The organism is Exiguobacterium sp. s63, assembly GCF_018617335.1.
GTDB lineage: Bacteria > Bacillota > Bacilli > Exiguobacteriales > Exiguobacteriaceae > Exiguobacterium.
The window spans coordinates 42,764-68,750 of sequence record NZ_JACSKB010000001.1 but is presented as its reverse complement, the minus strand read 5'-3'; the positions used below and the strand labels follow the sequence as shown (position 1 = coordinate 68,750).

Genomic DNA, 25,987 nt, shown 5'->3' with positions numbered 1-25,987 from the left:
GATGCCGCGTGTGTCTTTATAACCAGACTGGTAATGAGAAGAAAACTAAGAACAATACGGTCAAGACACCGACGACCGGACTGAGTGACCGGTAGCCCTTCTTGAACAAGACAATCATCGTGTACGCGATGAACCCGAGTCCGATCCCATCGACGATGGAATACGTGAACGGAATCATGATGATGACGAGAATCGCCGGGAAGGCATGCTCCCAGTTATCGAGAGGCAAATGCTTCACGTTTTGGAACATCATCATGCCGATGATAATCAACACCGGTGCGATCGCCGTCACAGGGATGATTGCAAAGAGCGGTAGCAATAAGAGCGATACTACGTACAATCCAGACGTGACGAATGAAGCGATCCCGCCTCGTGCACCGACCGATATCCCGGCAGCCACTTCTACCGTCGAGACGGTCGGACTTGAACCGAACATGGCCCCGGCCATCGTCGAGAGACCTTGTGCGACGAGACCTTTCGGCGCATCTTCTTCTTTGCCGATTGCACGTGTCTGATTCTGAATCAAGCTGATGTTTTCAATCAACAAGACGAGCGTCAGCACACCGACCGCGACGAAGAAGAGTGGAGACGCAGATTCCGCGAACGAGATGTTCCCAAATACCGTGCCGAACGATTCGAAGAACGGTGTCAACGCGAAGCTTCCCGTCCAATCGAGTGTTCCCATCACGGCACTGAGTCCGACACCGAAACCAATCGTCCAAAGGAAGCTGCTCGGTCCCATCTTCAAGAACAGTAAGATGGCGACGAAGAGTGACAAGAATGCGACTTGGACGTCACGCTCTCCGAGGTCACCGATGTGAAGCAATGCCCCACCCCCGCCTGAGACGATCCCAGCTGCCTCGAGCCCGATCAAGATGAGGAAGAGGCCGAGACCGACCGTCAATCCGTCATGAATGATCGGTGGAAATGCGTTCGCCAATTTCCTCGCCACTTTGGTGACCGTCAATAGTACGACGAGTATACCTGAGACAAATGAGACGGCGAGCGCACTTTGCCAGCTCAACCCCATCTGCAGGACGAGCGTGTACGTGAAGAGCGCATTAATCCCCATTCCCGGTAACAAGAGAAGCGGCAGATTGAAGAATCCCGCAATCAATGTCCCGATGATGCTTGTCAAAATCGCTCCGACGAGCGCCCCCTCGAACGGGAGTCCGGCTTGTGTCAAGATTGCCGCATGCACGGCCGGGATGTATGCTGTCGCCAGAAAGTTCAGCACGCCCCCGTATGTTTCTGTTTTCCATTCTGTTTGTTTTGCCATAGGAATCAATCCTTTATTGGCACCCTCACCCACCCGTGTATACACACGAGATTGATTATATCCTGTCAGACATCTAACAAGCAAGAGCGATTCGACTCAATTCCATCTTTGGACCCATTCTTGAGACTGATTCCATCAAAAGATTCATTTTATAAAACAAGAACATTTGTTCCTATTTTTAACGCCTTTTTACGAACAAATCTGTTATAATGAAGAGGCAGGTTAACGCAGCAATAGTGGGGTCAGCCGCCAAGTCCACAATGGAGGAAGGCGGTGGTGCGGATGGAACAACTTTGGACCTGGGTTGGGGATTATGTCATGATTCCAATCCTCGCTCCGATCATCGTTCACTTGGTGATTCACCGAACATCCGATCGTGCAACGTCTGAACGCACAAAAAAATGACCCCCTCGGCGCAATGAGATGGGTCACTTTCTGATTCACTAACCATTGTGGCGGCTGGGACCACTCTTAAAGTGGTAGCCTGTAAGCCAGAGGTCGGTGTGTCCAGCACCGGTCTCTTTCTACTTGCATCATACCATACTTTATCCGCGTTTTCAGTAAGAGAAACGTTATTTGACACGAAAATCACAAATAATCTTACCGCTCAGGATCAATCAGCCTGAGCGGTTTTCGTTCATCTCACTGTATCGTGAGAACCAGACGAGCATCGCGTCCGCATCTTCTTTTGGAATGTCATCAATCGTCTCAACTGAAAGGAACCCTCCCCGTGTCGAGAATTGCACCGTACATAACCCGAAACGACGCTGCAAGAGCGATTGCTTCACTTGAATCTGCTCGATTCGCGGTTTGTCCGTCAAGAATGAGCGGACGTTGAACGCTCCCGTCCGTAACTGGATGAATTGATTCATGCGGACATATTTTGTCGTGACAAAACTGAGCACGCGCCCTCCGATGATGATGGCCCATAAGAGCAGTAGCCACCAGGCATAATCTCGGAAGAAATATAGTACGAGTCCTGAGATGATGAAGCCGAACCAGCTGATTCGGAGTAGTTTGATTCCTAAGGCACGTCTCGGTAATCGGTGTAATTCGTCCGACCATGTGAAGTGCGTGAAGTGTTCTCGGAGCACCCGCATCGCTCGGTCACGACGAACGAACGGAAGAATTGTTGACGATTCGTCCTTCAATTCATCCATTGTCCCTGCTGCGACGAGCTCGACCCCGACGATATGGAACCAACGACGAATGAACGTCTCTTTGATGCGAATCGCTTGAATCTTCTCATATGGGATTTCTTTCGCACTCCGGTTCAACAATCCCTTCTCGACACGAATGCGTTCCCCTCTCCGCTCCAGTCGGAAGTTCCCATACTTCAAGAAGTTGATGACCATGCCGATCACGACCGATAGTAGCAACACCCCGAGGACAAGCAGACCGATGGCGATGATGGACGCATGGACGACATAATCTTCGACTTGATTAAACGCCCCATCCAAATTGATGAAGTCATCAATCGAGGAAATGATCGTGGAAGCTACTGGGAAGATGGCGAATACAGAGAGCGAAGTGATGGATGCTAACACGATTTCGCGCGTAGATAAGACGTACAACAGGCGACTTGGTACCGGTGTTGCCTGTGCAGGTGTCTCATCCGACTCTTCTGAGCCATCCACCGCAACTCCATTTTGTTTCCGGTGACGAACTTGTTCGAGGATTTCTTCCAGTCGTTTGGCTTCTGTCGGGAAGACACCCGCCAATTTGAAGGAAGCATCGTCACTGTTCGCGTTCGTATCGAACGTCAATTCGACGACACCAAGCAATCGATAAAGGAACGGGCTGTTAGAATGGACGCTTTGAATCTTATAAAGCGGAAGCGACTTTTCTTTTTTCAACCAATTCCCTTCGATGACATATACAGTCTTTTCATCGAGGGCATATCGGAAGTTTAACCATCCGAAGAACTTCTGAACAATATCGAGTAATAGGAAGAGTAGAATACCTACTCGTAGAATAATTCCATACGTCGAATCCCAGTCGTTATTGAGTACAAAGAGCAACACGATTGGAATGGCGAATGACTTAATGACCTCTAAGATGCGTAGTGCCAACACACGATTTGGAAGTCGATGCCACGTTAACGCAGAATCGGTCATACGACATCCTCCTCTTCAATGCGTGCATAGATGGCAATCTGTTCACGGAGTGTCTTGGCGAACGACTCTTCAATCGCATAGATTTCATGAGATCCGGCCGCTGTCCCGATGGTGATGGTCTGTAACCCGTATTTACGGAGAATCGGTCCTTGCTCCGCATGGACATATTGGACCTTTGTCATCGGGATGAGCACATCGTGTGTCGTGATGATTCCATGATGAATTCGAATCTCGAGCGGCTGAACGTCATACGTGAATCGTTCTTGTTTCCACTTTTGGAACCAGATGAGATCAATCAGGCTATAGACGACATCGATGACGAGTAGCACGATCAAACCAATCTGTATCCAAGTTGGCCAGTCGAACCAGTAAGCGGCCGCCACGAGAGCTCCCGTAACGAGAAGTCCAATGATATAAAAAATTGCACTAGATAACCGGAAGACAGCGCGTGCCTCGATTGGAAGTGTGCCGCTGATTCGCTGTGGTGTGACACCTTCTTCAGGTGTCGGTGTTGTTTCTGACATGGTAAATCCCCCTAACGTTCATATGTATCTGTCTCTATTGTATACGCAGAAGTCATAAAAAGGTTTCGTATTGAACCTAAACAAGAAACGAGCCGAATATCGGCCCGTTTCTCAGTCTTCAAAAAACCACTTCTTACGTGGTTCCACTTTTAGGTTGTCCCCATGTTTCTTCATTTCCGTTACAAGGTAGCGTTCGAGTTCATTCATTGCCTTGACCCAGTCGGTCATCGTCGCCACGAGCGGCACGACGATGAGGATGAGTTCTTCCTCTTCTTCTCTCATCTTCTCAATCATTAACTTCGCAAAGTCAAAGTTCTCATGGATGAGATCCTCTTCCCGATCGATGAGGTGCTCGTTCTCGAGCTCATAGGCTGAAAACAGACGCTCATGTCGACGCAACAAGTGACGAATGTGGCGATACAGCTCTTCGCTCAATTGGGGCGGGAGTTGTTCAATTGTATGGAAATCATGATCGAGCTTCTCGATGACATGTAGCGCGGCGCGGTTCGTCTCAATCATCTTAGATTTCAAGACAGCTCGACGAAAGATCGGTGTCTTCTTCTCAAGCCAACGATTCGCTTTGATTTCCTCTTCAAAATAGGCGTAGGTCTGTTTTGAATCGTTATGCAACTTCTTTGTCTCCGGTAACGATTCAAAAGATGAACGTCCTCCTTCGGTTTCAGCAAACAGGCGAGCGATTCGAACGACCATTTGAAATACGTCGGTCACTTGCTCTTCAAGTTTCCGTTCATATCGGGGTGGGAACAAGAGCGCATTCACAATTAACGCGACCGTGATCCCCATCATGATGAGTAGATAACGTTCGCCTGCAAACACCCAAATAGGCATATCCGACTGACTTGCCCCTTCCATGATTAAAATCGTCGTCAAGATGACAGTTCTCGTCGTCGACTCTAAATTCAAAAAGAGAAGAATGGAGATGGCAATGATGATGACGAATCCGATGGCAATCGGTGTCGGATTCGGGGTGAGTAATAAGGATCCGACAGAAAGCAATGCTCCAATCAAGTTCCCTTTCATCTCTTCAATTAATCGTAGTCCGGTCTGATAGACAGACGGAAGCAGCGCGAGCGATGCGGCCAATGCCGGGACGACAATTTGTTGGAATTGAAACGCCTCGGCAATCAATAAGACAATGGCAACGGATAGTCCAGTCTTAATCGTACGTGCCCCAAATTTCATATAATGGCGCCTTCCTCTCTTACACTTGTCATATGTAATGTATTTTTGCCTTCTTCCTCAATTCTAAAACGTATCACATTCTTTTCAAGTGGAAATGAACCATTTCAGGCGGTTTTGTGAACGCTTCCGTGTTATGATGACGTTGGATATTTCTTTCATATTGATGGGGAGGGGTTTACTTGTCAACAATTGCTTTATTCGGCGGAAGTGGCCGTACCGGGGAACGGGTGCTTGAACGTCTACTTGAAAAGGGGCATCGTGTCAGACTCTTAACGAGACAGCCAATGGGTTCCAAAGAAGGAATCGATGTAATTCTAGGAAACGCGACCGATCGTGACGCAGTCTTTGAAACGGTTCAATCTGCAGACATCGTCATCTCGGCATTAGGGACGGACAAACAAAACGTATTGTCAACCTTCACACCACTCGTGATCGAAGCGATGAAACAATTTAACGTAACACGCATCATCACAGTCGGGACCGCCGGCATCTTGAAGGCACATGACAGCGACAACTATCGCTTTGAAACGAAAGAATCGAAGCGTTCGATGACAACCGCAGCCGAAGATCATGCGCGTGCTTATGAGTTATTACGAGATTCCGGATTGGCGTTCACAGTCATCTGTCCGACTCAACTGATCAATGAGCCATCGAACGGAGACATCATCGTCTCAAAAGAAGTATTAGGCACGAAACAATCAGGTCCAATCTCGAGAGACGATGTCGCTGAGTTGGTGCTAGATTGTTTCACGAATGATGACTATGTTGGACACCGTGTCGGCATCACGACGGAATCATAATTAGGGGATGGGAAACATGCACGAACAACGAGAACAATTAGCACGACTCGCTTTAACGTTTGAACAAGAAGAAATGACGGATGCTGCCCGACTCGCCCGCACCGCCCTTCAAAAGGTAACGAATGAAGAAGTATGGATTGCCGTCTGTGGTCACTTCTCAGCTGGGAAGTCGACATTGCTCAACGACTGGCTAGAAGAAGGATTTCTTCCGACAAGTCCGATTCCGACGAGTGCGAATATCGTCACATTACGAGGTGGCGAATCAGCGGCATCCGTCGCAATCAATGATACGGACTGGATTTCATTAGACCCTTCTTCTCTATCAAACATTAGTGACTATTGTAAAGTCGAGGAAATCAAGGAAGTCGAGTACACCATCGAACGATTCCCGTTTGACGAACATGTCGTGTTGATGGATACACCAGGAATTGACTCGACGGATGAACGTCATCGCCAAGCGACGGAACGCTCGCTCTTCTTGGCAGATCACCTGTTCTTCATGATGGACTACAACCATGTCCAGTCGGAACAAAACATCGGGCTGATGAAACAATTTAGTCGAGAAGGACGTCCCTACTCCATCATCATTAACCAAATTGATAAGCATGACGAGGATGAGCTTTCCTTTGTGGACTTCAAAGCCTCATTGACGAAAGCGTTCCGACATCATGACATCGTCCCGAATGACACGTTCTACATCTCACTTCGTGATTTACAGCATCCTCATAACGAAGTCGAACGCTTGCGGTCGTATGTCCGTCAAGTCATCACGGAATCGAAACAACAACAGGTCGAGCATGCGGATGCATTGATTCATACGCTAGTCCGCCGCAACGAAACGTCAATTCAATCGATGTTAGATCAGTTACCAACTTATGAAAAGAGTCCGAAGGAAATGCAGTCACGTCTACATCGCCTTGAGAAGAAACGGGCATGGTGGACATCATTCCGTCGCGAATTCTTCAAACATCAGGCACCGATTGTCGAAAGTGCACCGATCATGACCTATGAGTTCCGTGAGTTATTACGCTCTTATCTCGAGAGTTGTGCACCGTCCTTCAAAGTCGGTCTCTTATTCTCAAAAGAAAAGACGAAGCAGGAACGAGCGCGTCGTGAAGAAGTGGCGGTTAAAGAGTTCAACCGTCTGATTGACATGAACTTACGTCCACATCTCGTGAAGTACGCGGAGGACATCATCCGAGATTTGAAACTTCCGGAGACTCTCCTACCGAAAGGCGATGTCCTCCCGATTGCACCGAGCTCACTCATCACCGAACAAGTGAAATCCGGCGCATCACTCAGTGGTGATACGGTGCTTCAGTTCAGTCGTGACATCGAGACGGCCCTTGCGTCATGGGTGACGAAAGTTTCAGAATCGTGGGTCCATTCGACGGATACGTATATGAAAGCGGAAGTCGACATGCGCTTGGAACAATTTTCGACTGAAGAAGACGAATTATATGAGGCACTTGATAATGAAGCATTACGTTTACGCCTCATAAATCGTCTACATGCAATCGGTAAATATGAAACGTTACAACTTGATTCGAATCAATTAGATCAGTTGGCCGTTCGAAACTATGTCGACGCGACGTACCTTCCTGAAAAACAGTCGAATGTTGTTGAATCAGAGGTTGCATCGACGTCGATGTTAGAAGATGATCATGACTTGTATGATTTTAATTTTTCTTATGAAAATGCGGTATGTGAAATATTAGAGAATCATCCATTGTTCCGCTCCCGTGTCTCGACATTACGTAAGAAAATCGAGCGCGCGAAGCATGAGCAATATACGTTCGCCATCTTCGGTGCGTTTTCGGCTGGAAAATCTTCAACCCTCAATGCCCTTCTCGGGGAGACGGTTTTACCGACCTCACCGAACCCATTGACGGCATCGATCACGAAAATCGTACCGCCAGATGGTCGGACGAATCGAACAGCGATGATCACCTTCAAATCACGAAATGAACTTGAGGACGAGCTACAAAGTTACGGGACTTCCCTCACCTCGCTCGATGTCGACCATCCGTTCGTCAACGCCGTAAAAGCGGCACCGCTCGATTATCTTGGACAAACGGAAGTCGTCGACTATGACACGTTCTGCGCGTTCGTCGCAGAAGAAGAGAAAAGCTGTATCGTGCAAGAAATCGAACTGTATCTCGACTCCCCTTGGGCGCGACGTGGTATCGTCTTCGTCGATACGCCAGGTGCCGATTCACAGTTCAACCGTCATAGCGAGGTGCAGTTCGGCTACATGCGTGACGCGGATGCGGTCTTGTTCGTCACGTACTATAATCATGCGTTCACGGAAGCGGACCGTGAGCTCGTCATTCAGCTCGGACGTGTTCAAGGGACGGGAGACCACGAGATGTTCTTCCTCGTGAACGCCTCTGATCTTGCGACAGATGACGAGGAGCGGGATGCAGTCACAAGCTATGTTTCACAACAGTTGACCGCGCTCGGTGTCCGTAGACCAAGCGTCCTCCCCATCTCGAGCCGAAACGCCATGCAAGGGCATGACGCGGGATTCGATCGATTCGTCTCGACACTTGAACGCTATGTCGACAAAGACCTTCGTCTCGCCAACGCGATGCGTATCCAGGAAGAAACGACTGCACTACTCGCTGCATTTGATCGTGTTCTGAACGAAGCGAAAGAAGACGCGTCGGCGAAAGAACATCGTCGAAAGCAATTGAATGCCTTACTCGAGAACCCGCCGGCACTCGGTGTATCAGCACTCATCGATTTATTTGACCGTGAAGCGAAAGAACTCCTCGCCCACCTCGAGACGCGATCGCTCCTGCGACTCTCGGACTTCGTCAAAGAAACGTTCCATCCGGTCGAGGTCGACGGGTCAAGGAAGAGCTTGGAGCGTGCCCTCGCACGTACACTCGATAAATATGCCTATGACATCCAACAAGAGCTCCAAGTGTTCCAATATCGGTTGGAGCGATACGTTAAACGTGAGTTTATTTCATTGGTCGAACGGTTGACAGAACGTCAAGCGTCTCTCCTTCCGACGCTTGAATTCGACCGAGAACTCGACGTGGCATGGCTACGAGAGGCTGTCGAACCGATTCATCTCGAGACACCACCCTATCAGTCGGTGTTGAAGCGCTATAAGAATGCGAGTCAATTTTTCGAGGGAGACGGACGAACGCAATTGAAAGATGAGTTGACCTCACTGCTTCGCGATATGATTCGTTCACGTCTTGAAACGATTCATACGAAGCAAGTTGAGCGGGCCAACGAAGAAATCAAGAAATCCGAATCCGAGATTGAACGAGATTGGTCGATTCAAGTCACGGAACTCGCCGATGCAGAGCTCAGCATGTTGACGGATAGTCAATCCTTTGATGACATGCGTGATCGACTCGAGTCGATCAGAAAGGAAACCGTATGAGTACGCTACTACTGATCGGACTCATCCCCGCCGTCGTCATGACGATTGTATTGGGGTTGTTTCTGAGATATCTCTATTTGAACAAAGAATAACGGAAACGGTCCTCGATGCGCACATGACATCGAGGACCGTTTTAAGTTTGTATTTATTTGTCTGCTGGATAGACCACGCCAAGCTGTGTTCGAACGTTCGTCATCACATCAGCAAGACGAATCATGTCAGTTGCTGAATGCGCAACTGTCTCTGAATTCCTAGCTTCGATTGCTCGGACAAATGCTTCGATCTCGTATGACATCGGAGCATTCTGCGCCTCTGATATGATTTCTGACGTGCCATCCCGTAACTCTAGATGGACTTCATCGCACGTCGCGATATCGTCGATGACGATACGCCCTTTTTCTCCGATGATCTCAGAAGGAGTCGATGTCGCATGAATCTTTGAGTGCATGACAATCACATCAAGGTCGTCATAGGAGAGAATGACCGTCCCGCTCCCGTCCACTCCAGATTCTAACGTAACCCCGCTCGCCTGGATCTCATTCGGCTGACCAAACAGTTTTAAGGCAGGTCCGAGGAGATAGACACCGAGGTCCATCAACGAGCCGTTCGAAAAATCAGGATTGAACGTGTTTGGATTTTCCCCTTGTTTATAGAGGTCGTATCGTGAAGAATACTGTGATTTATTGAAGACGGCCCTACGCACCGGCGCGATTTGCTCGATCGCCTGTTGAATCCGTTCGAGGTTCGGCATGAACAGGTTTCGTAGTGCCTCAAGTAAGACGACTTGGTTCTCCTTCGCGACATCAATCATGCGGGTGACTTCCTCGACGTTCGAGGCGAGCGGTTTTTCACAGAGGACGTGTTTCCCATGCTGCATGAATAAGATGCTCTGTTCGGCGTGAAGTGAGTTCGGGCTCGCAATATAGATGGCATCGATGACATCACTCTGAGCCATCTCTTCAAGTGACGTGAACGTATGTAAAATGGAGTGATTTTCTGCGTATTCTTTAGCTCGCGATTCCGTGCGCGAGTAAAGTGCCGTCACTTCTACATAATCCAACTGATTGATCGTCTCGATAAACCAGTCTGTGATGAAGTTTGTACCAATGATGCCAAAACGGATCATGTGAATTCCTCATTTCTCTTCTATCAGTTTTTTGGTGAGTATGATTTCATCCAATAGAGGAATCTTATCATAACCGACTTGTGGGATTGTCGATTTCTGTTCTCTTGCTCGCGTCACCGCATCATGAATGATGCGTTCTAGACGATAGCCACGACGTTGATAAAAGCCGAGCGCTCTCAAATTATCATTGGTTGTGATGACGGCCGATTGGACTGCTCCGTGATGTATAGCGATTTGTTCGACAGCAAGGAGTAAACGAGATCCAATCCCACTATTCTCTTTCAGACTATCAAGAGATATGATTTCTACTTCTTCATCCCGAATAACATACGTAACAAGACCGTGAATTTGATTCGATTTCATGTAGACAAATCCTTCGAGTTTTACACAATCATAGGTTCCTGAAGAGACGACCATTTGAGATGAACCCCATTGTTCAACAAAAAAATTGCGAATGTCTTCTTGCATACTAGAAAGGATTGGTAAAATCATTTAGCTCACCTCTGTCTATATATCATTAAATATTAATTGCGGTATTTGAAATATAAAGTAAGCCGAATTATTTTCTGATCAATTGGTTTCATTCTGAAGAACTTCGGTACGCTCTCTCTCTTTAAACGGCCAACGATATACCTTTTCCTTTTTCTCGACATAGGCTACATCGTCTTTAATCGTTAACGACGAACAATCAAGGAGATGACGTGGCATCGGATAGGAGTCAATCCGTCCGTTCACATGGACATGAACGAGACGACCATCGATTGAAGAGATGACCCAAACCCCCTTCTTTGACGCATAAATCACGTCGCAGTCATGAAGAACTGGGGCCTTTCTGACTTCTCGATTATAACGAAAACGTACGGTTCCCTCCTTTGACAAGCAGACGAGTGCTTCGGTCGAAATCCCTTCTCCAAAGATGCCCTCGTCCCCGTAACCGACCCAGATTCCTGTTGCATTTATCACAACCGCTGCAATCGCGTTTCCTGCATGAAAGGAATGTTTGATATGCCCACGTGCATCTAGCACCCATGCATTGATTGGTTCCCCTTTTAACGTAAATGCCCAGATGAACAAGTGGTTCTCGTCGATGATTCGAATACCTGAAACGTGTTTGTGATGATTGAGCGATATGACGAACTCGTTCCATTCGATGTAGAAATGATGATCTGATTGTACCAAATTAGCGGCTCCCATTAGCTCTTGAATATCAAAATCAACTAATTCTCTTCGTTGATTCATACATACTCATTCCCTTCCGTCTTCTAATCGCATGAACTGTAACGCCTCTTGAAACCGTCGTGTATCTTCATCACTCACCACTGCATCCACATATCTTGATTTCCAATAAGGCGAGAGATCCACCTCTTCCACACCGATTCGTTTGAACCAATCCAACACCGTCTCATTCGATTGGTGTTTAGAGGCAATCGGCAAGTCCAGATTGAACTGGATGAGCGCATTCCGAATCGCGTTATCGGTCCATTTGATCTCAGTCGGGTCTACAAATACATTTGTTTTCATTGTTCTATTTTTCCGTTTCACACCGTCACTCGAGAAATCAATGGTCGAAACGACACGTTTTCTTTTCTGCATCATAATAATCGACAAAATCAAGAGAACAATCAACCCTGCAATAAGGAACCATAACCAATATGAACTCCCCGACTCGGTTACCGTCCCACCCGTTCCAAACGTATAGTCTAAAAAGTCATTTTTTAAAAATTGAAGATCATCATCTTTCCAAATACGAGACTTCCCATCAAATGCGTCGCCGCTTACACCGTCCTCTCCAGAAAAACGTAGTATGATCCCACCCTCTGTCGGGTCATGAAACCATTCCCAAAACAGACGAGCCAGATGGATAAATCCAGTTACCAACATCAAACTGCCGAGCATGATCATCAATAATCGGGTTGTAAATCGCATCGTAACCTCCATCACTCATTTTGTTCTATCGTATCACGACATACGATGAATTGTCAGAAAAATCCAAATAAAAGGACCGAGAGAATTCTCGGTCCAATCGATCAGAGAATCGCTTCGGATAGCAATCGGTCGAACTTACGCACGTCCACTTTCTTATTCAAATTGATTTTGATCGTTCCGGCACGAGTGAACAGTTGAACCTCGGAGTTGAAATCAAACATTCTTCCCGCATTCTCCGTCGAATACATATTGATCGAGTCGTACGGAAGCGAGTACACCTCAATTTTTTTCCCCGTTAGCCCTTGCGCGTCACGGACGATCAGTCGTTTGTTCGTGAAGACAGCGACGTCACGGACAGTCTTATAGGCAGCGACTGCCCGCTCCCCGTCGATGAAGGACTCCGTGATATCACTCGGCACCTCACACTCCGAATAAAACGTCCAAGATAAATCTCCAATCGGATTTCCCATATTCATCCCTCCTGAAATAAATGAGCATACTACTCCCTATATTCCACAATTATCGTTTGATTAGACCTTGAATGGGAACATATTGTATAGCATGTTGAATGCAGAGGAGGATGTCGTCATGATCGCGCAACAGGTCATCACATTGTTACTGATTGGCTATTTCATATATTTGATTGATTCCAAGCGAAACTATTTCCCTGTCCCTGTTATCCTGGTCTTGATTGGGATCGGACTATCTTATATTGCTTTCTTTGATTCCGTATTCATTACGAAAGATATGATTTTTGAGGTGTTCCTACCGGCTTTACTGTTTACGTCGGCCTATCAATTTAAGTATAACGACTTAAAAGATAATTTTGGAATCATCGCGATATTGAGCACGGTCGGTCTTGTCTTGACCGCCATCTTGATGGGGTATGGTACGTTTTGGATCAGTGAGTGGTTTACCCCGCTCAGCCTGACCGCCTCTTTTTTATTGGCGTCCATCTTGATTCCGACCGACCCCGTTTCCGTGACGGCGATTTTAAAGCGGAGTAAAGGTGAGAAGCGGATTGCGGATGTTGTCGAAGGTGAATCGATGGTGAACGATGGAACGAGTGTTGTCATCTTCACCATCTTTCTCAGTATGTTCGCAACGGGAGAGCGTTTCTCCACCTTCAATTTTTTGACCGAATTTTTGATTGTGTCTGCCGGAGGAATCGGCATCGGTTTTATCTTTGGATTTCTACTTAAGAAATTGATGATTGTCAGTTTTAAAAAACATGAACTCGTCATGTTGACAATCGTCACCGCTTATGGGGCTTTCTATCTTGCCGATGCGCTAGAAGTATCGGGTGTCCTTGCGACCGTGACGGCAGGCATGATGCTATCTCATGAACTTGGAACTAAAGAGGATTGTGAAACTGTCCAGCGTCATCTTGACGGTTTTTGGGATATCGTCATCCCAATCTTACTTGCCCTTTTATTCTTATTAATCGGAATCGAGGCGACTAGTTATTTGTCTGTGTCGCTCTGGACATTCGCTGTACTTTTATTCCTCCTTTCCATCCTAACCCGTTTCATCGTCGTCGGCGGTCTTGTTTATACCGTTCCGATCTGGCGAAAAGAGTTTCAGAGTGATTTGACGGCGACTTCCTTACTCACATGGTCCGGCATCAAGGGTACGATGTCGATTGCGCTTGTCCTCTGGCTAGAGGCAGAGAACCTTAACGGCTCGAGCGAAATGATATCTCTCGCATTCGCCGTCATTTTACTCTCTCTGATTTTACAAAGCATCGGTGTCTACCCACTGACGACCTACTTAACGAATAAACATGACGAGTGACGGAACCCTTCCACAGAGAAGGGTTTTTTTGATTATGAAATTGACATCGCCCACTTTTAGTGTAAAATTACACTTGTAATATACTAGGAGGTGATTTGTTGGAAAATACTACAACGCCATCCGCCGCCATCTCTACGGGAATTGTGACGGTCGTGCTTGCACTCATCGCTTCGTTTCTCACTCCATCTTTCTTGAAAGTCGGAATCATCTGGGATAACGTTGCGTTCTTAGTCATCGGGATTGCGACATTCAGTTTTACATACCATTTTTATCAATCGAAACGGTTGACCTACTGGCAATACATTTGCTGTTATATCATCGTCTGCCTGCTCTTATTTATTGTATTTCTCGGAATCTCGTGGATCTTGATTTTCATTAGCTCAGCGACGCTCTGAGTCGGACAAACAGGAAGGAAAAACCATATGCAAAAATCCGAATTTATTGGACAGGTTTCTCGAAAAATGAAATTGATTCGTATCGAATCTCAGTATTCACAGGAAGAGATGGCGAACTTACTCGGTATTTCAAAAAAAACGCTCATCCAAATCGAGAAGGAGCGGAATGAAGCAAGTTGGTCGACGATTGTGACGCTATGCGCCTTGTTTAACGAAAGTGAGATTCTCATACATTTGATCGGTGACGACCCCGTCGAATTCGTCAAACTGATTGCGACCGAGAACACTTATGAGCCGAAAGAAAAAACACTCGGCGGACGCGTCTTTTGGCATGCAATCGAATCAGGTCCACATTACACCCTTCAGCAAAATATCATCAGCGGACATTATCGGATCATCGATCTCGACCATGTGAGGTGGTACAGCACGTTTGATGCAGAGGATGCCGAACAGGTACGATTGAAGTTAGAACATCAGCGAGAGGTGTAAGATGACGAAGAAACGTAAAGATTTAGTGATCACTCTGTGTCTAATCGTAATGACAATCGCCTATTTTGGCTGATTCCGAATCTCATGATTGGTTACATTTGGGTTATCGGCACAATCATTTTGCTTGTCCTCTCTTCGCTTTATTTGACACGCTTGATTCAATCATACGTTCCACTTTCTTTGATGAAATTCGTCCTGATTAGCGTGATTTCTTTCCTTGTACTTGGCTACCTGTTAATCGTCCAATTTTATTTTGTGGCTCTTTACCAGATGAATCATCTATAACGAATTGGAGGTTCTCCCATGCGATTTTATGTCGGTTCAAGCTTCTCAAATATCGAAGAAGTACGGTTCATGTGTAATGAGCTGATTGCGCTCGGTCACACCCATACATATGACTGGACTCAGAACGAACGCGCCACATCGATTGATGCATTACGCTCGATTGGCGAAGAAGAGGTTTCTGGAATTCAATCAGCGGACTTTGTCGTCATCTTGTTGCCTGGAGGTAAAGGCGCACATGTCGAGCTCGGGATTGCACTCGGAATGAACAAATCGGTCTTTTTATACGATTTGGGTGACCAGATGATGAATATGAAGGAGACGAGCACGTTTTATCATGTGGATGCGATACAACGATGTGAGGGACCGCTCAACGCCCTCCCCCACCAAATTCAAGATCGATTGAAGCTTTCTAATCACGTTTGAGCTGATGCCCTTTATTCTTACGGAATCGAGCCGGGGTGCAGCCTACCCATTCCGTGAAATGCTTGTTCAGCTGAGCCGGACTGTTGAATCCGACTTCTTGGCTGATTGCGAGTAGTGTAAGATCCGAATAGCGAAGGAGCGACTTCGCATGAATCAGGCGTTGTCTCGTGATGTATTGATACGGCGTCTGACCGATTCGCTCTCGAAAGTTCCGTATGAACTGATACTTACTTTGATGGACGATTCGACTTAATTCCTCAATTCTAAGCTCTGTATGATAAGAATCATGAATGACACGCAAAACCGGTACAAATAAGTCTTCATCATCTAAAGAAGTGTGGATGAGGTGACTCTGAATGAACGTCATGACATCATCTGTAAGATCAATCTCTAAAAATCCTCGACTTGACCACTCCCCTAACAGTCTTCTTATCGACATGACCGCTATGGAAGGAAACATTGGATTGACCCTGTTTTCAAACCCGTTCAATCGACTCGCAATAAACCGAAAACTCACATAAGTCGTTTCAGTTGAATCAGCGAATAGTCGATAGGACTGATTCGGTTGAACCACAATCGATTCGCTGTCTTGGAGACGATATTCGAATGCATTCACCTCAATCCCAATTTTCCCTTCCAACACGAGCACCCAGACGATGTCTTCTTTGCTCGCTTCTCTCTCTGTCGTCCAATCTCCACTAGACGACACGTAACGTATGGCGACGTCAGGCAGTGTCAGTAATTGTTCCATATACCCCTCCAGATTATTGCGCAAAAATCGAGCAATATAGTGCACGATGATTCACTTCAAATCACGCATACTGTTCATAACAGTCAAGTGGCCACTTCGCTGACCTTATGAAAAGATGGTGATTCACATGTTTCAATCGCTTCATCCTAATTTAAAAATACGACTTGCCTTGAACTTCTTTCAAAAGCTGACTCAAACTGCCATATTTCCTTTTTTGACGATTTATTTTGTTCGCCAGTTCGGTGCAACGGAGACCGGACCGCTCATTGTCTTGACGATGATTGCCTCATTCATCGCAAGTCTCTATGGAGGCCATCTGTCCGATCGATATGGAAGAAAACGTGTTCTCTTCATTGGTGAAATACTACGTTTCGCGTGTTATATCGGAATGGCAATCGCAGGTTCACATGTAATCGACAGTGCCATTTTATTATTTATCTTCTTCTTTTTTAGTAATCTTCTTGGTAGTGCCATCACACCTGCAAACGAGGCCATCTTAATCGATGATAGCCGACCCGAGCAGCGAAAATATTTGTATACATTCAGTTACTGGCTGATGAACGGGTCCATCGTCATCGGTAGTTTGCTCGGAGGTTTTTTCTTCGAACAGCATCTCTTCTACATGTTAGTATCGGCAGCCATTCTTTCATTCGGATGTGTCTTCCTGGTTTCCAATAAACTCGAAGACAACTATAAACCTTTTCCGCGTAAAGGGCAGAAGACCGCTGGTGTATGGACAGGATATCAGACGGTCATGAAGAACCAACTCTTTTTGAAATACCTTGTCGCAGGGATTTTGACGTTGTCATTAGAGTTGCAACTGACGCATTACTTAGCGATTCACTTTGCTGAAACGTTACACGCTATCCCGTTCTTTCATTTCTCACTAGATGGGACGAAGATTCTCGGACTGCTTCGAGCGGAGAATACGATTCTCGTGTTACTGCTCGGTCTTGTGTTGATGCGTTGGACCAAATCCATCTCTGAACGTGCGCTACTTTATACAGGTGTCGCGCTGTTCTGTCTTGGATTCGCCATCTTACCGGTTTCACATGATCTTTCAATGTTAGTGCTCGCTACAGCTTGTTTCACGTTTGGAGAACTGCTGTATGTCCCCATCCACCAAGCCATGCTAGCTCGACTCATCGAAGACCATCTCCGCAGTCAATACTTGGCCGCGAACGGTTTCCGCTACCGAGGTGCGCTTCTCATTGGCGCAATCAGCGTCTCGGCTTATAATGTCGTATCACCAGGTTGGATGGCCCTGTCGTATATCGGCTTTGGGATATTCGCAATCTTCTTCTATCGTTCCATCTTGAAAGAACTGGATAAGTGTCAACCTTCAGAAATGAACCAAGCTTCCTAGATGACAATCATAGTTTAATACCTTGAAGAAGATATACATCTTTTTACCAAAATCGTTTCCAATATTTTCACAATATGCTATCCTTACAAAAATGATCTGACAAACGCGATGAAGAGAACAGTACATCAATGAATCTTTCGTAGAGAGCTCCGTCCGGTGAAAAGGAGTAAAGAACGTTGGTCGAAACAAGCCTCTGAGCAGCGCTATGGAACTCACCCCGAGGGATATGGCGACGGGCACTCCCGTTATAGAGTTGAGGTATAGTCCGATTCGTTCGGCAGTACTGAATAAGGTTCGTGCGGTGACGTGCGGACGAACAGGGGTGGCACCACGATGAGAATCTCGTCCCCAAGAATTCGTTCTTGGGGGTGGGATTTTTTTACGTTCCGAAAGTGATCAAAAATAGAAGGAGTGATTGACTTGAACTCGTTTCGAAAAACCTCTGCGCTACTGCTCGTCAGTGTCGGAATCTCAAACCTTGGTGCCTGGATATACTTCATTGCGCTCAACTTGATTATCTTAGAGATGACTAGATCCCCTTTCGCCGTCTCGATTCTCTATGTATTAGTCCCGCTCGCCTCGCTCGTCTCGAATCTTTGGTCAGGTAGCCTGATTGACCGGATCGATACGAGACGATTGATGATGTTACTGGATGGTCTGCGTGCGTTCCTCGTATTCAGCTTAGGCTGGATTGATTCACTGTGGCTCATCTACGGAATCGTCTTTCTTCTCAATGTGATGAGCTCGTTATTCGAATCATCGAGTCTGGTCTACATGACGCGACTCGTACCTGCCTCGAACCGACAAAAGTTCAATGCGATGAAGAACTTTGTACAGTCATCCGGGTTTATTCTAGGTCCGACGATTGCAGGACTGCTCTTTCTAGTCGGGAGTCCGTCATTTGCGATTTTCGTGAATGCGTTCGCACTCATCGTCTCGGTCGGTATGTTGTCGCGCCTTCCGTCTCATCATCGAACAGAAGCGTCGATTGAACCATTCTCTGTAAGATTAATTATCGAGGATTGGAAAATGGTCGTACGATTTGCATCAAATGCCAAATATGTGACGCTCATTTATGGATTGTTCTGTGTCATGACCATCTTCATGTCTGGGCTCGATTCCTTGGAGGCGTCATTCGCGACCCAAGTCCTTCACTTGTCTGAGAGCCGATATGGGTTTCTCGTCAGTATCGCTGGGATTGGGATTATCTTTGGATCACTCATCAATTCAAGATGGAGTCACTGCTTGTCCTTATCGTTTTGTATTGGATTCGGGGCGATCATGACACCAATAGGCTATCTTCTTTTCGCAAGTTCATCGTCATTCATGATGGCCTCGGTTGGATTTTTTGTCCTGACATTCGCGCTTGCCTTTGCAAATACAGGATTCTTATCATTCTATCAACACCATGTCCCGGTCGAAATCATGGGCCGGTTCTCTGGCGCTATCAATGTGGCAGAGTCGCTACTCGTCATCGTCCTCACATTTGGGATTGGACTTCTTGCCGAAATGGTTGGGATTCGTCCAGTCTATCTCGCATTCTCGATTATCTTCTTCCTTGTTGGTTGTTACACCATACATGTCATGCGCGACCGTTCGAAACGGGAGTATTTCAATCACAATCAAATCGAAGAAGTGTCATAAGTCATGAGCCGGTCGTTTTTATGCGACCGGCTTGTTCTAATCGGTGAATCGTTTCGATGATTTTAAATCATACACTCCACCGTTTAATCAGCTCAAGATCCTCTGGAAATGCAAGTTCCAATCGCTCTATTTCATGAATCGACCACCAATTGACTTCATCAATGTCCAAGTCGATGGTTGCGGTCGCCATCCGCTCGTCACACGTTGCCAAAAAATAGTGCGTTTCGACTTGATAACTTGAGATGATGGCTCGTTTGATATGTAATCTTTGATTAATCGAAATGCGATAGCCCGTTTCTTCGAACACTTCACGCTGGCAACATTGTTCTGGCGTTTCTCCGACTTCTAGACCACCTGATGGCAAACTCCATTGTTGCACGTCACGACTCTTTACGAGGAGAACTTTCCTCTCTTCGTTGATGCATAAAGCAGCTGATCCAATCCACTGTTTCATAGTCTTAATACTCCTTTTTCATTTTTCTGCTTGCAGGTGACGTTACGTCACCCGATATGATGGGGCTACAACCACTTAAGGAGGAAATACGATGTTGAATCAAATGCAAAAGAAAACAACTCCCATTTGGACATGGAATCAGTTCGCAATTACGATGGTTCTTCTATTCGGAGTGACGCCCCTACTTATCGAGCGACAATTACACAACTTTCTAGAACAGTCATGGGGAAACACCCTCTATTCAGGAACAAGTATCGGCCTGTTATTAGCCATAATATTTATGACTGTCCTCTATTTCGTCGCAATACGTCCTCAAACCCTATCGCTGGAAACGTTAGGACTTCGCCGTTTTCCATTGAAAGATTCGGGCATCATCTTTCTATGGACAATTGTGCTAATTGTACTCAGTATCATCATCGTCATAGTCCAATCATATTTCGGTATCGGTACGTCGAATACAAAAACAGAGAGTTTACAAAGTGACTTGTCGATTATCTCCATACTGATTGCGTTTGGATCGGCGGCTATCGTTTCACCGATCTATGAAGAAATCTTTTATCGTGGGTTCTTATACCGCTTCTTTCAAGAACGATTTGGGGTTGGGAGCGGGATGATCGTAAGTGCTGGAATATTCACTCTCGCTCATTTACCGACGACAAACACGTTACTCGTCAATTTTGTATCGGGACTAGTGTTCGCTTGGGTATATGAACGGACTAACTCTATCTATTCCAGCATGCTCATCCATGGCACCTTTAATGGGCTAGCCGTTCTATTGACTGCATTGGCATGAGGGAATCAGTCTGCTATCTCTTGATATAGTGAATCAATATAGGCAAGAATCGATGCATCGATTGGATACAGTCCTAATTCATTCGATGCATCAGTTGATTTTCGAATCTCCCAAAATGATTCAATCAATTGTTGATTGTCTCCAAATGTCTCGTCTGTTAACCAAGTCAAATCTTCTTTAAGAATTTGGGCTTCTTTTGAGGAAGGGGCGACCCCACGTTCGATTAGAATTTCGGTTCTCCGAATCAAGTTGATCCACTTTTTCGTATCGTGCTCACCATCTTCTAATTTAGGTAAACTTGATTGCAATGAATCAGACTCTTCTTCCGTAAAATAGTCCGTCCATTGTTTCCGGTCATTTGATTTAGCTTGAATAGTTTGCAGTTTCGTCCAATCGATTTTTTCATTTTCAAGCTTCATGGATTGAAGGAGCGTGACCGTATAGTTCTGCGCCCGCTTCAATTCCTCTATCTTTTCTTCTAACGAGGACAGATGAGCGGACAAGATGCTTGTAAGGGATTCTTCATCTAAGATTCTCCGAATCTCATCGAGCGGGACGGTCATCGATTTTAAAAGCATGATTTTTTGAAGTCGAAACATTTCGTCATCACTATAAAATCGTTTCTGTACATCGTTCGTATAAGAGGGGGTGACCAAATTGATTTGGTCATAGTATCGAAGCGTACGCACAGACACGTTCAGTTTTCTCGCGACATCTCCAGTTGAATAGTGTCTGGTCAATTTTTGACCCTCCTAACTACATGTGACGTGTATGTATGAATATCTTTTGAACTGATGAATCCCTTCATCCTAATCTGAAAATGAATTTCGTGGTACATCCCCATCCATTCACTAATCATTTCTCGAGTGAACATCTACGTCATCCTTTCGTGTCCCAATCAATCGATAGTCGTCTTGATTCTGAATGGCATCGAGAACCCCTTCTACAATCTCGTCGTGTGTCAACCAACGGACAGATGCCATCTCATGAATTTCACCTAATTGAACTTGTCGATACGTTTGTTGTTCATTGCGACATAGACAATTCTTCTCATATTCCGGATTCGCCCGGCTACCTAAAATATGTATCACGTCTGAATTTTCCGAATGATCCAAAATGAGTTGCATCGCTCTTCCTGAGCCTCGATCCACCCAGGCGATGACTCGATCAAACGGACCTCTTTGTTTCACTGCGTACTGTAGTGCGTTTAAAAGTGCTTCCTCCTCGCGATAGTCAACGATCAGTGGATGACACGTCTCAGGATTTCGTTGTACGATGCTTGCCATTTTTTCTTTATCTCGTCCAATGACCGTGACATCCTGTTCAATCGCTAAATAAGATGTGAGCTCGGCCAACATCCCTGTCCCTCCGACAATCAATACATGTTTTCGATTCATGCCATCACCTCATTTTCCATTATACACCAATATTTCATTCTTCTTATCCTATAGAGATGTTCGGAAACATTCACGTCTTTTCAAAATTAAGCCTTTTTTAATGCACTGAATCCCTTATAATGAATCAAGTGTTCGAATCGGTTTAAACAATCACTATTTCGGAAAATGGATAATAGTGTTATGATTGCAATTTATTTCTTTAAGAGGAGGATACCTATGAGACACTGGACAACGAGTTCACTACAACTGATAACACTCATCGTTGTATCATTGGCATGTAGTATTCTATTTTCCTCTGTACTGATGATAAATCATCTCCCTGTTTGGTGGATGATCTGTATTCCGATTCTTTATCTTTCAACTTTGCTCATACATCGAGGTTCTGGTGTACTTATTCTATTAGGATTCGCAGCTTACTTTTTAATCAACATGCCTGTATATGCGACGGCTGCTACCGCGCAACTATACATGTTGTTACTATTAGCGATTTTGACGGGTTTGTCTTACTGGCTACAAGTCATCCTGTTCCATGCTCAGTTTGCACTAAAGGTTGCGGAAGCGAGAGTCAGTCAGTTGATTGCGGTAGACCCGGAGACCGGTTTTGATAACCGAGATCGTTTTTTGATGGATATAGAGGCTGAACGGGATCGGTTGATTCGCCACGGTGAGACGTTCGTGGTGTCATTCATCACATTGCCCATTCTCAATCATTTTGAAAAACGGTATGGTTCATCCGAATATGAGTGGTTTTTAGACTATTTTAGTGACGAACTTCACGAAGCGACTCGACGAACGGACAAGAAGTATCGGGTGGCGCATGACACATTCGCCATGATTTTCCCTCGAACCTCAATTGAAAATGCACAAATTGTACATGAGCGAATCAGACCACTATTACTAGAGTATTCGCGTCAAAACGGCGATTCGCTCACTGTTGAATGCTCAGACAAATCGTTTGAGGTGAACTTAGAGAACGCACCCATACGATTAGAAGAAATTTATCGGTATGTCGAATCAAAGACTAAAAAATGAGTTCAATCGTGAACTCATTTTTTGATGGAGTGAATATGAAATTCGAGTTTCTCATCCATTTCGACGATGTATTGTTGATCAAGTACCATCTGAATCGGACTCGGAATCGACAATTTTGGTGAAAAGAGCCAAACGCGCCCTCGAGGTACGATCAGCATATATGTACCGTGATTTGGAGGACCCATGAAGTTTAAATGACGGGGGTCGATTGAGTTCCCATCTCTCCGTCTAACTCCAATTGTCTCAAGCGCCTTTTCGACGAGAGACGGGTCTTCTACCGTCAAACTCATCTCGCCGATTCCAAGAAACTCATTTGACGAAAAGGACTCGATGTTACTTTCCGGATTAATCGAATGTCGAGCAATCAACTCGATGACGTTCTCGTCCGCGTCGTAAAAATAAAGCGATGATGCATCAATCCCTTCAAAATAGATTTCGTCCTCCCCGTCCTCGGTCAAAAGCGGGACACGTGACTTGATCCATTCCTTCGCTTCTTTGAACCGGTTAGCCGGAATATTGATCGCGAAATGGTACTGTCGCTCTTGCTCCGTTATAGCCTCTTGAAATATCAAGGTATCTTCTCCTAATTCGATTTGAAAGCGGGTCGAATTTTCGTCCACGACGGATAGTCCGAGCTTCTCCACATAAAAACGTTTCATTTCGTCTAGCCGGTTCGTATAGAGCCTGGCTTCTGTAATTCTCATAAAAACCCTCCTCGTATTCCTCATGTCCTTGCTTATCTATGTGACTTGATGGCTCGCTTGTATTTTTGGTATTCTGACCAATTCATATTCATTCCTAGTAAATCAGAGCAACAACCTTCTTTCCACGTAATCGGATTGAAACCAGTCTTTGACGCTACGTGACTCTTGCCTGAATCATCAAAACTCAGAGCCAATTGAGCCACACCCTTTCCCGTATAGGTTTTAGCCAATCTCGGATTATACCGGCTGTAATGCTCACCTAGAGAAAAATATGGCTGTACTGCCCACGGACATCGCTCAATTGCCATTTGAAGATATTCGCGCTCTTTATGTCGTAGCACCTTTGAAACGCTTAGACAAATCAATGCAGAAACTTCAGGTGTTGCTACTTCAATCAATCGATTCGCCACTTCAATGACTTCCTCGTCTATCTCAAAATCATTCCATCCCATATCATATAATGCCAAGGCAAAATAGAAGGGTTTATCTGGATGGTATGAAAAGGCGGTTCGGCAAAATGCATTCACTCGATCATAATCTTCAATCCGATCCAACCGTTCGTAACCAATAAGCAAATCCCAGCGATATGATTCGGTCGGATCGAGCAGCACATAGTCAATTAACAGCTGCTCGATGTCCGGAGTGTTGCCCATGAATTGTTCAAGTTCTTTGAATCGTTTGTCGTGAACAAGTAACTCGATTCGCTCCAACATCTTCTGCTGAATCGAAGTGAGCGCTTGATTTCCTGTATACAAATCGAAAATCAAAGATGACTTCAATTGACTCACCCTGCACTCCTCCTTTATCCGCTACGTTCAACGAGTCGGAATATATCATCGACCCGCGACCTCGTGATACCATTACGCTGCTCCATTGCAAGAGGATGATTCGTTGGTTCGAGTTCAATCAATGGACGTAGTCCGACTCCACGCATATGTACGTTTGTCTTTAGATTGATGGTATCTGGATAGATGGGAAGATCCGTCGATAACCAGCCGAACATCGGGCCGAGGTCTACACGAGCTGGTTCATCCCATAAATCGATGACTTTGAAAAAGTTATCCGGACTGAGTGATACCCAGACATTCCAGATGAAAGGATCGTCTTCTCCAATGATCGGGAGTTCGAGGCATCCGTTGATAAAGAAATGAGCTTCATCGAGGACGCAAATATCATCTGTCAAAACGACGCGCTTCTTCATCTCCCGTTTCGATAGGCCGTCTAATACTGATGGCATGATCGATTCAAAGCCGACTGTATGTTCTTTACTCGTGCCACATATCGAGCAGTTGCAATCACTCTTGTGTTTTCGTTTGAAAAGGTATCTCATAAGTACTCGCTTTCTGATTTGAGTTTAATTAATGGTATGTGAAATAAATCTATTCATTTTACACGTATTTCATTTTTTATAGGAAATCACGGTTTGTTAGACGAATGTAGTAACTCTTGAATCAGTCTCTAACACTCGCGTCCGCGTATCATTTTTAGATAGAAACACTTCTTCCCCATTTTTATCAAAGCAATATGCAATCGGAATCGAGATTCCACAATTTCGATACGATCCATCCGCATGACTCGTTCCGATAATCATCGCTTTTCGTTCCATCGCAATTTTTCTCGCTTCTTCCGTCCACTCCGTGAATTGTTCCTCACTAAACATGCCGACTCCAATTGGATTGAATATGATTGATAGATGCTCATGATTATTTAATCCCTCTACCCCCATAAAAATCTCCCTTCAAAGTAAGTATCCATATTCCTCCGCTCCATCTATGACACTTGATGGCATGAACAAGCGCTCACTTTCAGGTGTTTTCCGTCGCGTTAACAACGTCTCACCATTCTTATTTACAATGAGAACCCGATCTTTATTCGTATCATCTCGATACCCTAAAACAATCGATGTGTTGAATTTGATTGCTAAGTCACTCAGCTCATCTAATTCAGTATATGTACAATATCCCTCCGGATAGAGAATCAAATCCACCGTAGGGTTCGACTCAATCTCTTGCTTCAGTTGCTTAAGACTTCGTTCCATTTTTGGTTGCCCGATCAATATATTCATGACTACTCGCCCGCTCT

General features: G+C 45.5%; 29 protein-coding genes and 1 other annotated feature. Of the genes, 11 read left to right on the top strand and 18 right to left on the bottom strand.

The features are described from left to right. Nucleotides 1-16 precede the first annotated feature (16 nt). Nucleotides 17-1,279 carry an NCS2 family permease gene (locus KNO90_RS00345; protein ID WP_215112744.1) on the bottom strand — a complete coding sequence of 421 codons (1,263 nt, stop codon included), beginning with the start codon at nt 1,277-1,279 and terminating at the stop codon, nt 17-19. A gap of 282 nt (nt 1,280-1,561) precedes the next feature. Here KNO90_RS00345 and KNO90_RS14750 point away from each other — a divergent pair, with 282 nt between their 5' ends. Beyond that, on the top strand, nt 1,562-1,684 hold the full coding sequence (locus tag KNO90_RS14750) for a hypothetical protein (RefSeq protein WP_255349577.1): 123 nt from the start codon (nt 1,562-1,564) through the stop codon (nt 1,682-1,684). Between the two features lie 212 nt (nt 1,685-1,896). Here KNO90_RS14750 and KNO90_RS00340 read toward each other — a convergent pair whose 3' ends face one another. The 3 genes from KNO90_RS00340 to KNO90_RS00330 form a co-directional block, all read right to left on the bottom strand. Continuing rightward, a complete protein-coding gene (locus KNO90_RS00340; RefSeq protein ID WP_214740611.1) occupies nt 1,897-3,396 on the bottom strand; it encodes a PH domain-containing protein in 1,500 nt (499 codons plus the stop codon). After that, nucleotides 3,393-3,920, bottom strand: a complete 528-nt coding sequence (locus tag KNO90_RS00335; RefSeq protein WP_215112743.1) for a PH domain-containing protein — start codon at nt 3,918-3,920, stop codon at nt 3,393-3,395. The genes KNO90_RS00340 and KNO90_RS00335 overlap by 4 nt, the downstream gene beginning before the upstream one ends. A gap of 111 nt (nt 3,921-4,031) precedes the next feature. Next, nucleotides 4,032-5,123, bottom strand: coding sequence for an FUSC family protein (locus KNO90_RS00330; RefSeq protein WP_215112742.1), 1,092 nt, complete (start codon nt 5,121-5,123; stop codon nt 4,032-4,034). A gap of 179 nt (nt 5,124-5,302) precedes the next feature. On the opposite strand from KNO90_RS00330, the gene KNO90_RS00325 reads away from it, so the two are divergent. Together KNO90_RS00325 and KNO90_RS00320 are read left to right on the top strand one after the other, a co-directional pair. Continuing rightward, on the top strand, nt 5,303-5,923 hold the full coding sequence (locus tag KNO90_RS00325; protein ID WP_215112741.1) for an NAD(P)-dependent oxidoreductase: 621 nt from the start codon (nt 5,303-5,305) through the stop codon (nt 5,921-5,923). 16 nt (nt 5,924-5,939) lie between these two features. Further along, complete coding sequence (locus KNO90_RS00320) at nt 5,940-9,326, top strand: dynamin family protein (protein ID WP_215112740.1); 3,387 nt, start codon at nt 5,940-5,942, stop codon at nt 9,324-9,326. A 145-nt stretch (nt 9,327-9,471) separates the two neighbouring features. On the opposite strand, the gene KNO90_RS00315 is transcribed toward KNO90_RS00320, so the two are convergent. From KNO90_RS00315 to KNO90_RS00295, 5 genes are all read right to left on the bottom strand, one after another. Further along, nucleotides 9,472-10,452: a Gfo/Idh/MocA family protein gene (locus KNO90_RS00315; protein WP_215112739.1), complete on the bottom strand. Its 981-nt coding sequence runs from the start codon at nt 10,450-10,452 to the stop codon at nt 9,472-9,474. 9 nt (nt 10,453-10,461) lie between these two features. After that, nucleotides 10,462-10,920, bottom strand: a complete 459-nt coding sequence (locus tag KNO90_RS00310) for a GNAT family N-acetyltransferase (RefSeq protein WP_353048480.1) — start codon at nt 10,918-10,920, stop codon at nt 10,462-10,464. 102 nt (nt 10,921-11,022) lie between these two features. Beyond that, a complete protein-coding gene (locus KNO90_RS00305) occupies nt 11,023-11,691 on the bottom strand; it encodes a hypothetical protein (protein WP_214740595.1) in 669 nt (222 codons plus the stop codon). 6 nt (nt 11,692-11,697) lie between these two features. After that, a complete protein-coding gene (locus KNO90_RS00300) occupies nt 11,698-12,378 on the bottom strand; it encodes a hypothetical protein (protein WP_215112737.1) in 681 nt (226 codons plus the stop codon). Nucleotides 12,379-12,479: 101 nt separating this feature from the next. After that, nucleotides 12,480-12,848 (bottom strand): PH domain-containing protein, encoded by a 369-nt coding sequence (locus KNO90_RS00295; protein ID WP_215112736.1) that lies wholly within the window; start codon nt 12,846-12,848, stop codon nt 12,480-12,482. Nucleotides 12,849-12,966: 118 nt separating this feature from the next. On the opposite strand from KNO90_RS00295, the gene KNO90_RS00290 reads away from it, so the two are divergent. The 4 genes from KNO90_RS00290 (at nt 12,967) to KNO90_RS00275 (ending at nt 15,764) form a co-directional block, all read left to right on the top strand. Then, a complete protein-coding gene (locus KNO90_RS00290) occupies nt 12,967-14,172 on the top strand; it encodes a cation:proton antiporter (protein ID WP_215112735.1) in 1,206 nt (401 codons plus the stop codon). Nucleotides 14,173-14,270: 98 nt separating this feature from the next. Further along, nucleotides 14,271-14,567, top strand: a complete 297-nt coding sequence (locus tag KNO90_RS00285) for a hypothetical protein (protein WP_215112734.1) — start codon at nt 14,271-14,273, stop codon at nt 14,565-14,567. 27 nt (nt 14,568-14,594) lie between these two features. Continuing rightward, nucleotides 14,595-15,056, top strand: coding sequence for a helix-turn-helix transcriptional regulator (locus tag KNO90_RS00280; RefSeq protein WP_215112733.1), 462 nt, complete (start codon nt 14,595-14,597; stop codon nt 15,054-15,056). 303 nt (nt 15,057-15,359) lie between these two features. Further along, nucleotides 15,360-15,764 (top strand): nucleoside 2-deoxyribosyltransferase, encoded by a 405-nt coding sequence (locus tag KNO90_RS00275; protein WP_214740582.1) that lies wholly within the window; start codon nt 15,360-15,362, stop codon nt 15,762-15,764. Here KNO90_RS00275 and KNO90_RS00270 read toward each other — a convergent pair. Further along, complete coding sequence (locus tag KNO90_RS00270; RefSeq protein WP_215112732.1) at nt 15,751-16,515, bottom strand: helix-turn-helix domain-containing protein; 765 nt, start codon at nt 16,513-16,515, stop codon at nt 15,751-15,753. The genes KNO90_RS00275 and KNO90_RS00270 overlap by 14 nt on opposite strands. 127 nt (nt 16,516-16,642) lie before the next feature. On the opposite strand from KNO90_RS00270, the gene KNO90_RS00265 reads away from it, so the two are divergent. Beyond that, entirely contained in the window at nt 16,643-17,881 is a 1,239-nt protein-coding gene (locus KNO90_RS00265) for an MFS transporter (RefSeq protein WP_215112731.1), read from the top strand. A 99-nt stretch (nt 17,882-17,980) separates the two neighbouring features. Next, nucleotides 17,981-18,234 (top strand) — a binding site (T-box leader). 67 nt (nt 18,235-18,301) lie between these two features. Further along, nucleotides 18,302-19,525, top strand: coding sequence for an MFS transporter (locus tag KNO90_RS00260; RefSeq protein ID WP_215112730.1), 1,224 nt, complete (start codon nt 18,302-18,304; stop codon nt 19,523-19,525). Between the two features lie 67 nt (nt 19,526-19,592). On the opposite strand, the gene KNO90_RS00255 is transcribed toward KNO90_RS00260, so the two are convergent. Further along, nucleotides 19,593-19,979 (bottom strand): NUDIX hydrolase, encoded by a 387-nt coding sequence (locus KNO90_RS00255; RefSeq protein ID WP_215112729.1) that lies wholly within the window; start codon nt 19,977-19,979, stop codon nt 19,593-19,595. A 91-nt stretch (nt 19,980-20,070) separates the two neighbouring features. Here KNO90_RS00255 and KNO90_RS00250 point away from each other — a divergent pair, with 91 nt between their 5' ends. After that, nucleotides 20,071-20,772, top strand: a complete 702-nt coding sequence (locus tag KNO90_RS00250; protein ID WP_215112728.1) for a CPBP family intramembrane glutamic endopeptidase — start codon at nt 20,071-20,073, stop codon at nt 20,770-20,772. 5 nt (nt 20,773-20,777) lie between these two features. Here the strand turns inward: KNO90_RS00250 and KNO90_RS00245 are convergent, their stop codons facing one another. Both KNO90_RS00245 and KNO90_RS00240 read right to left on the bottom strand, forming a co-directional pair. Continuing rightward, nucleotides 20,778-21,512, bottom strand: a complete 735-nt coding sequence (locus KNO90_RS00245) for a MerR family transcriptional regulator (protein ID WP_215112727.1) — start codon at nt 21,510-21,512, stop codon at nt 20,778-20,780. A 111-nt stretch (nt 21,513-21,623) separates the two neighbouring features. After that, on the bottom strand, nt 21,624-22,169 hold the full coding sequence (locus KNO90_RS00240; protein ID WP_214740567.1) for a Rossmann-fold NAD(P)-binding domain-containing protein: 546 nt from the start codon (nt 22,167-22,169) through the stop codon (nt 21,624-21,626). Nucleotides 22,170-22,385: 216 nt separating this feature from the next. Here KNO90_RS00240 and KNO90_RS00235 point away from each other — a divergent pair, with 216 nt between their 5' ends. Then, on the top strand, nt 22,386-23,201 hold the full coding sequence (locus KNO90_RS00235; RefSeq protein WP_214740565.1) for a diguanylate cyclase domain-containing protein: 816 nt from the start codon (nt 22,386-22,388) through the stop codon (nt 23,199-23,201). 14 nt (nt 23,202-23,215) lie between these two features. Here the strand turns inward: KNO90_RS00235 and KNO90_RS00230 are convergent, their stop codons facing one another. From KNO90_RS00230 to KNO90_RS14680, 5 genes are all read right to left on the bottom strand, one after another. Next, on the bottom strand, nt 23,216-23,905 hold the full coding sequence (locus KNO90_RS00230) for a glyoxalase (protein ID WP_214740563.1): 690 nt from the start codon (nt 23,903-23,905) through the stop codon (nt 23,216-23,218). Nucleotides 23,906-23,937: 32 nt separating this feature from the next. Further along, nucleotides 23,938-24,693, bottom strand: a complete 756-nt coding sequence (locus KNO90_RS00225; RefSeq protein WP_214740561.1) for a hypothetical protein — start codon at nt 24,691-24,693, stop codon at nt 23,938-23,940. Between the two features lie 14 nt (nt 24,694-24,707). Beyond that, nucleotides 24,708-25,235, bottom strand: a complete 528-nt coding sequence (locus KNO90_RS00220; RefSeq protein WP_285800711.1) for a DUF2199 domain-containing protein — start codon at nt 25,233-25,235, stop codon at nt 24,708-24,710. Between the two features lie 96 nt (nt 25,236-25,331). After that, nucleotides 25,332-25,631 carry a hypothetical protein gene (locus KNO90_RS14685; RefSeq protein WP_251127288.1) on the bottom strand — a complete coding sequence of 100 codons (300 nt, stop codon included), beginning with the start codon at nt 25,629-25,631 and terminating at the stop codon, nt 25,332-25,334. Between the two features lie 12 nt (nt 25,632-25,643). After that, on the bottom strand, nt 25,644-25,970 hold the full coding sequence (locus KNO90_RS14680; protein ID WP_251127287.1) for a hypothetical protein: 327 nt from the start codon (nt 25,968-25,970) through the stop codon (nt 25,644-25,646). Nucleotides 25,971-25,987 lie beyond the last annotated feature (17 nt).

Bases quoted from the DNA above. Each gene is read 5' to 3' on its own strand.
- KNO90_RS00345 (WP_215112744.1), bottom strand. From the start codon at position 1,279: ATGGCAAAACAAACAGAATGGAAAACAGAAACATACGGGGGCGTGCTG.
- KNO90_RS14750 (WP_255349577.1), top strand. From the start codon at position 1,562: ATGGAACAACTTTGGACCTGGGTTGGGGATTATGTCATGATTCCAATC.
- KNO90_RS00340 (WP_214740611.1), bottom strand. From the start codon at position 3,396: ATGACCGATTCTGCGTTAACGTGGCATCGACTTCCAAATCGTGTGTTG.
- KNO90_RS00335 (WP_215112743.1), bottom strand. From the start codon at position 3,920: ATGTCAGAAACAACACCGACACCTGAAGAAGGTGTCACACCACAGCGA.
- KNO90_RS00330 (WP_215112742.1), bottom strand. From the start codon at position 5,123: ATGAAATTTGGGGCACGTACGATTAAGACTGGACTATCCGTTGCCATT.
- KNO90_RS00320 (WP_215112740.1), top strand. From the start codon at position 5,940: ATGCACGAACAACGAGAACAATTAGCACGACTCGCTTTAACGTTTGAA.
- KNO90_RS00315 (WP_215112739.1), bottom strand. From the start codon at position 10,452: ATGATCCGTTTTGGCATCATTGGTACAAACTTCATCACAGACTGGTTT.
- KNO90_RS00310 (WP_353048480.1), bottom strand. From the start codon at position 10,920: ATGCAAGAAGACATTCGCAATTTTTTTGTTGAACAATGGGGTTCATCT.
- KNO90_RS00305 (WP_214740595.1), bottom strand. From the start codon at position 11,691: ATGAATCAACGAAGAGAATTAGTTGATTTTGATATTCAAGAGCTAATG.
- KNO90_RS00300 (WP_215112737.1), bottom strand. From the start codon at position 12,378: ATGCGATTTACAACCCGATTATTGATGATCATGCTCGGCAGTTTGATG.
- KNO90_RS00295 (WP_215112736.1), bottom strand. From the start codon at position 12,848: ATGGGAAATCCGATTGGAGATTTATCTTGGACGTTTTATTCGGAGTGT.
- KNO90_RS00290 (WP_215112735.1), top strand. From the start codon at position 12,967: ATGATCGCGCAACAGGTCATCACATTGTTACTGATTGGCTATTTCATA.
- KNO90_RS00280 (WP_215112733.1), top strand. From the start codon at position 14,595: ATGCAAAAATCCGAATTTATTGGACAGGTTTCTCGAAAAATGAAATTG.
- KNO90_RS00275 (WP_214740582.1), top strand. From the start codon at position 15,360: ATGCGATTTTATGTCGGTTCAAGCTTCTCAAATATCGAAGAAGTACGG.
- KNO90_RS00270 (WP_215112732.1), bottom strand. From the start codon at position 16,515: ATGGAACAATTACTGACACTGCCTGACGTCGCCATACGTTACGTGTCG.
- KNO90_RS00265 (WP_215112731.1), top strand. From the start codon at position 16,643: ATGTTTCAATCGCTTCATCCTAATTTAAAAATACGACTTGCCTTGAAC.
- KNO90_RS00255 (WP_215112729.1), bottom strand. From the start codon at position 19,979: ATGAAACAGTGGATTGGATCAGCTGCTTTATGCATCAACGAAGAGAGG.
- KNO90_RS00250 (WP_215112728.1), top strand. From the start codon at position 20,071: ATGTTGAATCAAATGCAAAAGAAAACAACTCCCATTTGGACATGGAAT.
- KNO90_RS00240 (WP_214740567.1), bottom strand. From the start codon at position 22,169: ATGAATCGAAAACATGTATTGATTGTCGGAGGGACAGGGATGTTGGCC.
- KNO90_RS00235 (WP_214740565.1), top strand. From the start codon at position 22,386: ATGAGACACTGGACAACGAGTTCACTACAACTGATAACACTCATCGTT.
- KNO90_RS00230 (WP_214740563.1), bottom strand. From the start codon at position 23,905: ATGAGAATTACAGAAGCCAGGCTCTATACGAACCGGCTAGACGAAATG.
- KNO90_RS00220 (WP_285800711.1), bottom strand. From the start codon at position 25,235: ATGAGATACCTTTTCAAACGAAAACACAAGAGTGATTGCAACTGCTCG.
- KNO90_RS14685 (WP_251127288.1), bottom strand. From the start codon at position 25,631: ATGGGGGTAGAGGGATTAAATAATCATGAGCATCTATCAATCATATTC.
- KNO90_RS14680 (WP_251127287.1), bottom strand. From the start codon at position 25,970: ATGAATATATTGATCGGGCAACCAAAAATGGAACGAAGTCTTAAGCAA.